Here is a 6,912-nt window from a genome sequence, read left to right on the forward strand (position 1 = left end):
TACCTACGCGTGCACAACGACGACCCGAAACCATTCGTCTGGACCGCCACCGCCGAATCAATCCTGGCCAAGGTCCGACGTGGACGAGTCGCTCTCCAGCAAGCGGCAAGCCAAAACTGAGACAGGACACTAGCCACCACGCCCTCACCGGCGACTGGCCGTCCGCTGGCAGCCTCCTCCCGGGCCCGCGCCCTGGCCACCGTTTCCAGTTGGTACCGCTACCTGCTGTCCCTCGACGAGAACTTGGCAGCCCGCAACCCGATCGCCGCAGTGCGCCGGCCCACCGTCGACGCGCATCACTCGGCCACGACGGGACTGACCGCCGTCCAGGCTCGCGCGCTGATCGCGGCAGCCGACACCGAGCGGCATCCGGCCGCCCTCCGCACCCGCGCGATCATCCGGCTGCTGCTGGAGGTCGGCCTCCGAGTGGCCGAGGTATGCCCCCTCGACGTCACTCACTACGGTCACGACCGCGGCCACCCCCGGATCCTGCGTATCACCGCCAAGGGCAACCGCCGCATGACCCGGGCGGTGCATCCGGACACCGCCGCCGTCCTGGACACGTATCTAACCCATCGCGCCGCAGCGGCGGCCATCACACCCGAGCAGCTAACCGGACCCCTATTGACCACCAGCAGCGGACGACGTCTCGACCAGCCCGCCCTGTTCCGCCTGGTGCGCCGGCTCGCCAAGGCAGCCCAGATTCCCAGCTGGCAGCATCTGTCCCCACACTCGCTCCGGCACTCCTTTGCCACCATCTACCTTGACGCCGGTGGGAACCTCCGTGACCTGCAGGACGCGCTCGGCCACGCCAGCCCCACCACCACCCGCCGCTACGACCGCGACCGGCGCAACCTGAACCGCGACGCCACCTACCTCGTCGGCGCCACTCTCGCCCCTACCGGCTGATTCCCCGGTTCGGCGGCTCGTTACAGGTCTCCTACCGCTACTCCAAGGAGGGGCAGGCCGCTCCTGCCTGTGTGCCAGCAACGCGCGGACTGCGCTACCAGATCGAAGCGCTGACGAAACGTGTCGTACCCACTGACGAATCCTGTCGTTCCTACTGACAGATCGTGTCGTGGACCACTGACGTTTTGGTGTCGTTTCAGACGGGCCGGGTTACGGGTACGCCGCCGGCCGTTGCACACCAGCCTGAGCCTTTACGCCAAATAATCGTCATTATGGTGCTCCCCTTCCCGTGCTCCGACTCCGGCAGATCAGGGGCCGGGGGCTCAATTATTGGATTACCGGTAATCGCAATCCGATAATTGAGCCGCGCTACGACCGGTTGGGGCGTTTCTTACGGCTGCGCGACGAGTGTCAGTTCTCGATCGAGTTGACCGCTTCTCAGTCGTCCTGGCCGCAGGGGTGGCCAGTTTCTCAATCAAGTTGGCCAGCAGTGTTGGGTCTCGTTGAAGGTGGCCGGTTCTCAGTTTTTTGCCGAGATCTGGTTCGGCCTCAGTGGATCTCGCTTCGCTGGGGAGGCTCGGGGGCCTCCCTGGCTGGGCCGTTTGGAAATCTCCATAGCCGGCTATAACATTGCCGGCTATGGAGCAAATCGACGTGTTGGCGATCTGCGGGAGCACCCGGGAGGAGTCCCTCAACCGGGCGCTCCTGCGGGCCGCGCAAGATCTGGCTGGTGACCCGTTCAAGGTGGAGATGTGGGACGACTACGCCCACCTCCCCCGCGTTGACGCGACCCGCGGGCAACCGTTCCCGGCGACCGTCAGCACGCTGCGCGAACGCGTATCGGCCGCTGACGTTCTGCTGTTGGTGACACCTGAACTGAACCGAAGCATCCCGGGCGGTCTGAAAGACGTAGTCGACTGGCTGTCAATCCTGGCACCGCCCCGGCCGCTGGTCGGCAAGCCGGTGGCACTGATGAGCGCGTCACCGCAGAGGTTCGGTGGCGCCTTCGCCCAGCTGCAACTGGCCGAGTTCCTGCATCGTGCCGGCGCCGAGGTCATCACCGATCTCAACGTGGCGATCGGGTCAGCGCATAGCTATTTCGACAACAACGGCACTCTCATCGGCGAGGACCCGCTGCGTGAGATCTCCGAACTGTGGCAGCGGGTACTCAGCCGGGTTAGCGACGCCCACCAGCTGGCCTCGACATGACCGCCGGCCGCGAGATCGCCGCGGCCACGGGTCCCGTCGGCTACGCGCTTGCCCTGGCCACCAGAGCGCACCGCAACGAGATGCAGCACCGGATGACACAACTGGGTCTGCACCTGGGCCAGGAACTTCTCATCATCGACATTCATCAGCATCCGGGCACCACCCAGGCGGAACTGGTCGGGCGCATCGGCATGGAACAACCCACCATTGCCAAGGCGACCACTCGCATGGAGCGCACCGGATTCGTCGAACGCACTCCCGACCCGCATGACCGCCGGGTGATCCGGCTACGGCTCACCGAACAGGGCCAAGCCGTGGTCGAGGCCATCCTCGCCGCCTGGGCGGATGCCGAGGCCGCAGCCACGAACGGACTCACCCAGTCCGAGACCGAACAGCTCACCCGCCTGTTGCAAAAGATCCACGACAACCTCGCCTGAACAGCGCAAGCCCATCAACCACGGGAGAAACATGGAACTCGGTCTGGCCGGCAAGGTCGTACTGGTAACCGGCGCGAGCTCAGCCATTGGTAAGGCCACCGCGCTGGCCTTCGCCGACGAGAAAGCACAGATCGCCGTCGGCTACCACACCAACCGGGAAGCGGCCGACGAAACCGTCGCGTTGGCTCAACAGCGCGGCGCGCACGCGATGGCCTGGCCACTCGACCTTGACCAATCCGACTCGCTGCAGGCAGCGGTCGAAAATGCCCGACAGGAACTCGGCCCGATCGACGTCCTGGTCAACAACGCGGTGCAGTGGCCGTCCTGGCCGGAGCCGGGGGAGCTGTTCGAGACCGCGCCGCCCCAACGCGTCATCTCATCGGTCAACGCCAACCTCGTCGGCCCCTACCTCCTGGCCCGCGCGGTCGTCGGTGACATGCGTGAACGCGGTTGGGGTCGTATCGTCAATGTCTCCACCGGCCTGGTCGAGGACGGCTTCCCCGGCAACGTGTCCTACGTCGCCGCGAAGGCAGGGCTGCACGGTCTTACCCGTGTCATGTCCCGGGAACTGGCCGCCGCCGGCATCCTCACCAACGTCGTCATGCCCGGCTTCACCCCCGCTGACAAGCAGATGCCACCGCAACTCATCGACAAGGCCCGAGAAGCCGCCGCGACCCGGCAGGTCACCCACCCCGACGACGTCGCCCGCATGATCGTCTTCCTCTGCTCCGCCGCCAACACCAACACCACCGGCGAAGCCATCCGCACCGACGGCCACTTCCTCAGCCCAGGCTGACCACCACCGGATCCGAGCCCCCACAGCACCCAAAGGCCAACTCCACTGAGACCACAGACGTGATCAATCTCAGTGGAGTTGGCCTCACTCCAGGTCGACCAGCGCAGCCCCTGGCCAGCTCTGGCACTGACATTCAACAGCCAGGATGATGTGCGGCGTGATGTCTAAGTCGCTTGTGGAAGCCCGGCCGGGCGGCGAATTTGAGGCGGTCTACGTCGACGCCGATGGGGTGGAGTCGCGGGTCGGGTGGGATCGACTGGCCGGGGTCGGGTTGGAGTGGGGTCGGCCGGTGCGCCGGTTCCCCTCGTACCGGGGGCAGCGGCACTACCCGGGCCTGTACTGGTCGGCGACGATGCGCCGGCACGTCGGGTACGAGTCGTGGGTCGAGCGGGACCACCTGGTGGCGCTGGACTTCGACCGGGCGGTGGTCGGGATCGCCTCCCAGCCGTTTTGGCTGCTGTGGCGGGGTGAGGACCGGGCCGAGCGTCGGCACGCGCCGGACTTCTTCGCCCGGCTCGCCGATGGCGGGGCGGTGGTGGTGGACTCCCGGCCGGGTACGCGGGTCCGGGACCGCGATGTCGCCGCGTTCACCGTGACCGGGCAGGCGTGTCGGCTGCTGGGCTGGGACTACGTGGTGTGGGACGTGCTGGATCCGCTGGTCGCGGGGAACCTGCGGTGGCTAGCCGGGTACCAGCATCCTCGCTGCTTCGATGAGCAGGTCGCGGGCCGGCTGCGAGAGGTGTTCGCGCGGCCGCGGGCGTTGATGGAAGGCGCCGAACTGGTCGGGGATCCGATCGCGGTGCTGCCCGTGCTGTTCCACCTGATCTGGCGGGGTGAGTTGGTGGTGGACCTGTCGTTGGTGCTGGGCGACCGGACGGTGGTCCGCAGCGCGGCCGGTGATGGGCGTGGCTTAGGCTTGTTTTTTAAGCTATGCGTTGTTTCCGGGCGGTGATCGTCCGGTCACGCTTGACGGTTTTCCCGACGTCATGCCGGGGCGCTGGTTTACGGTTTCGTGAGCCTGGTGGACGTCCGGGGCCTGGTCGCGCGGGTTTCGGTGCGCCGGTGGGCAGAGCGCTGGTCGCGCGGAGGTTCCGAAACCCTCGGCGGACCCGGGCGGGGGTCAGCCGGTCTTGCCCGGTGGGTCGTTCCCACGGGCGGCGCAGGTCGGCGGCGAGGGGCCGGGCGAGGCGGAGTTGTGTGTAGGCGGTGATGATCAGCCAAGTCCAGCGGTCGGCGGCATCGGGTGTGCGGATCCTCGGACGCGTCCAGCCCAGGGTCTGTTTGAACAGGCGGAACGTGTGTTCCAGGTCGAAGCGGCGTAGGAACGACTGCCACCACCGGTCGAGATCGGCCTCACCCGCGCCGATCTCGGAGCACCACAGCCATACCGGTTTCGGGTTCCGGTCGCCGGGCAGATGGTCAACCTGTAGCCGGATGAGGGTGCCCTCGATGACTGGCAGGTCAGCGCCATGGTCGATCCAGCAGGTGCGGCGGGTCAGCCGTGGGTGCAGCCGGTCCCAGCTGGCGGTGTTGGCGGTGCCGTAGCGGGTGGTCTCGGTGGTGGTCTGGTGCTGCGGCGCCGGCCAGGTGTCCGGGTCGTCCAGGCGGAACTCGGGTCCGTGTTTGGGCGGCCGTCCGATCGCTGCCTCTGGTCGGGGTGGCTTCGGTAGTCGTAGTACCCGGTCGGAGCGGATACGGCCCAGCAGCACAACAGGTAGGTCGGCCAGGACCCAGGCGAGTCGGGTGATGTCGTAGCCGGTGTCGGCGACGATCAGAATCGGTGGGTCGCCGGTGCGCCAGTGCCCGGCCTCGACGAGGTGGTCCACGACGCCGCGTAGCTGGTCGGCGGTCACGGCGGTGGCGTCGTCGGTCGGACCGAGTCGTACCGCGTCCAGGACCTGTGTCCAGGAGGTGCGGCCGGACTCCAACGCGGCGACGAACGAGTACGGCCATCCAGGAATCATCTGGGCCTGCCCCTTCGCCCGACCGTAGACGTGGCAGAACAGCCGGTCGGGCGAGGTCGACGCGTCCGGGCGTAGCCAGTTACTGACATCGACGGCCAGGACGATCCGCCCGTCTGTGGTCCTCGGAAGTGGCAGGCCGGCCAGCCTCACCCGTAGCCGGCCGATGTCGATCCGGCCGCCGTTCAACCCGTCGTACAAGGCGCCGTGCCCCCGCCGGTGCTCCGCCGCAAGCGACAGATCGACCAGGCTGTGTACCGGCCCGTCGGTGCACAGGACCGCGTCAGTCAACTCGAACAACGCGTCCGCCCGGGCGGTCAGGCAGCCGTAGAGGTCCCGACGGAAATCCGCCAACACCTTCGCCGGATCAATCGCTGACCCGGCCGCCGGAGTGCCGGGTAGCACCAGACCGCCCAGGTAGTCCAGAATCGTGGCCACGGCCACCGCCTTGATCTTCATGTTCTGCCAGGAACCGGAAGATCATCAGACGGTGGCCGCCTCACGTCGAGCACCGACACGCCGAAGTCCACCCAGGACCGAACCGAGCGCCAACGGCCGAGGTTAAAGAACAAGCTAGGACCGGCCCGGCCGCCACCGCGACGGCCCCGCCCACGGTCCACACGGCGATCGCCCGCGCCCGCTTGGCCTGGTCGGGAAAGCCCTGCCGGACCAGGGCCAGCGACGCCGGCATCATTACCGCGGCCGCACCGCCCGGCACGAGACGGGCGGCCACCAGCACGCCGAGGCCGGGTGCCAGCCCGCAGGCGGCCGAGGCCAGCGCGAAGAGGACCAGCCCGCCGCCGTACGCCCGCCGGGCGCCGATGCGGTCGGACACTGCGCCGGCAGAGAGCATCAGGGCGGCGAAGACGAGGGTGTAGCCGTCCACCACCCACTGCAGCCCGGACATGCCGCCGCCAAGGCTGCGGCCGATGTCGGGCAGGGCGACGGTGACGATCAGTGCGTCCAGCGAGATAAGGAAGAAGCCCAGCATGGCGGCGCCAAGCACTACGGGGGACCCGCCCCGGGCCGGGCCTGCAGTGCGGGAGGCGATGGAGGACGCTTGCAGCGATCTCATGAGGGCACTCCTGAGACGTTCGGGGAGGTACGTGACCGGTACGGGGGGCGATGGCGGCCACCTGGACAAACCGGCCTGCAACGGGAGGCCGCGCCTCGCGCGCGACAGGTCCCCGCCGCCGCGCCGGGCGCGGGGACGGCGGCGGGACGAAAGGCGGGGCGGCCGGAGGGCCGTCAGTTGTCGAAGTCGGTGGAGCGGGTGAGCTTTTCCCAGGATTGGAGTTCGGTGCGGGCACGGTCGAGGTGGTCGATGATCGCGTCGGTGGCGTCGTTGCCCAGTGGCAGACGCAGCGGCGGTTCGTCGGCGTCCAGCGCGGTGAGGATGGCGGCCGCGGCCTTGGCCGGGTCCCCGGGTTCCTGGCCGGCTCCGCCCGGCAGGCCGGACGCCCATGTTGGTGCCTAGATGATTGAGTCCTAAATCTGGCCTGGTGGGGGACTTGGCGTATCGATACAGGGAAGGGTGTCGTTGTCTGCTCGTGACTGCCGACATCGACACCCTTCTGACTGCACTGTACGTGTTCGTAGA

At 67.9% G+C, this 6,912-nt stretch carries 7 protein-coding genes and 1 pseudogene; 6 read left to right on the top strand and 2 right to left on the bottom strand.

Annotation, left to right across the window (positions count from 1 at the left end; translation table 11 throughout):
• From ABGB05_RS36675 to ABGB05_RS36700, 6 genes and pseudogenes are all read left to right on the top strand, one after another.
• Positions 1-120 (top strand): annotated as a pseudogene (locus ABGB05_RS36675) (IS630 family transposase); the annotation flags it as partial.
• A gap of 123 nt (positions 121-243) precedes the next feature.
• Complete coding sequence (locus ABGB05_RS36680; protein WP_347658635.1) at positions 244-909, top strand: tyrosine-type recombinase/integrase; 666 nt, start codon at positions 244-246, stop codon at positions 907-909.
• A gap of 639 nt (positions 910-1,548) precedes the next feature.
• A complete protein-coding gene (locus ABGB05_RS36685; protein ID WP_347658636.1) occupies positions 1,549-2,118 on the top strand; it encodes an NAD(P)H-dependent oxidoreductase in 570 nt (189 codons plus the stop codon).
• The gene (locus ABGB05_RS36690; protein WP_347658637.1) at positions 2,115-2,555 is read left to right on the top strand and encodes a MarR family transcriptional regulator; all 441 of its coding nucleotides are present in this window, start codon (positions 2,115-2,117) and stop codon (positions 2,553-2,555) included. Before ABGB05_RS36685 ends, ABGB05_RS36690 begins: the two co-directional genes overlap by 4 nt.
• A 31-nt stretch (positions 2,556-2,586) precedes the next feature.
• A complete protein-coding gene (locus ABGB05_RS36695; protein ID WP_347658638.1) occupies positions 2,587-3,351 on the top strand; it encodes an SDR family NAD(P)-dependent oxidoreductase in 765 nt (254 codons plus the stop codon).
• Positions 3,352-3,511: 160 nt separating this feature from the next.
• A complete protein-coding gene (locus tag ABGB05_RS36700) occupies positions 3,512-4,303 on the top strand; it encodes a TnsA-like heteromeric transposase endonuclease subunit (RefSeq protein WP_347658639.1) in 792 nt (263 codons plus the stop codon).
• Here the strand turns inward: ABGB05_RS36700 and ABGB05_RS36705 are convergent.
• Both ABGB05_RS36705 and ABGB05_RS36710 read right to left on the bottom strand, forming a co-directional pair.
• Positions 4,275-5,684 (bottom strand): NF041680 family putative transposase, encoded by a 1,410-nt coding sequence (locus ABGB05_RS36705; RefSeq protein ID WP_347658642.1) that lies wholly within the window; start codon positions 5,682-5,684, stop codon positions 4,275-4,277. The two genes, ABGB05_RS36700 and ABGB05_RS36705, sit on opposite strands and share 29 nt — an antisense overlap.
• Before the next feature lie 127 nt (positions 5,685-5,811).
• A complete protein-coding gene (locus ABGB05_RS36710; RefSeq protein WP_347658641.1) occupies positions 5,812-6,387 on the bottom strand; it encodes an MFS transporter in 576 nt (191 codons plus the stop codon).
• Positions 6,388-6,912: the final 525 nt, after the last annotated feature.

This window comes from Plantactinospora sp. B5E13, from assembly GCF_039871775.1.
Classification (GTDB): Bacteria; Actinomycetota; Actinomycetes; order Mycobacteriales; family Micromonosporaceae; genus Plantactinospora.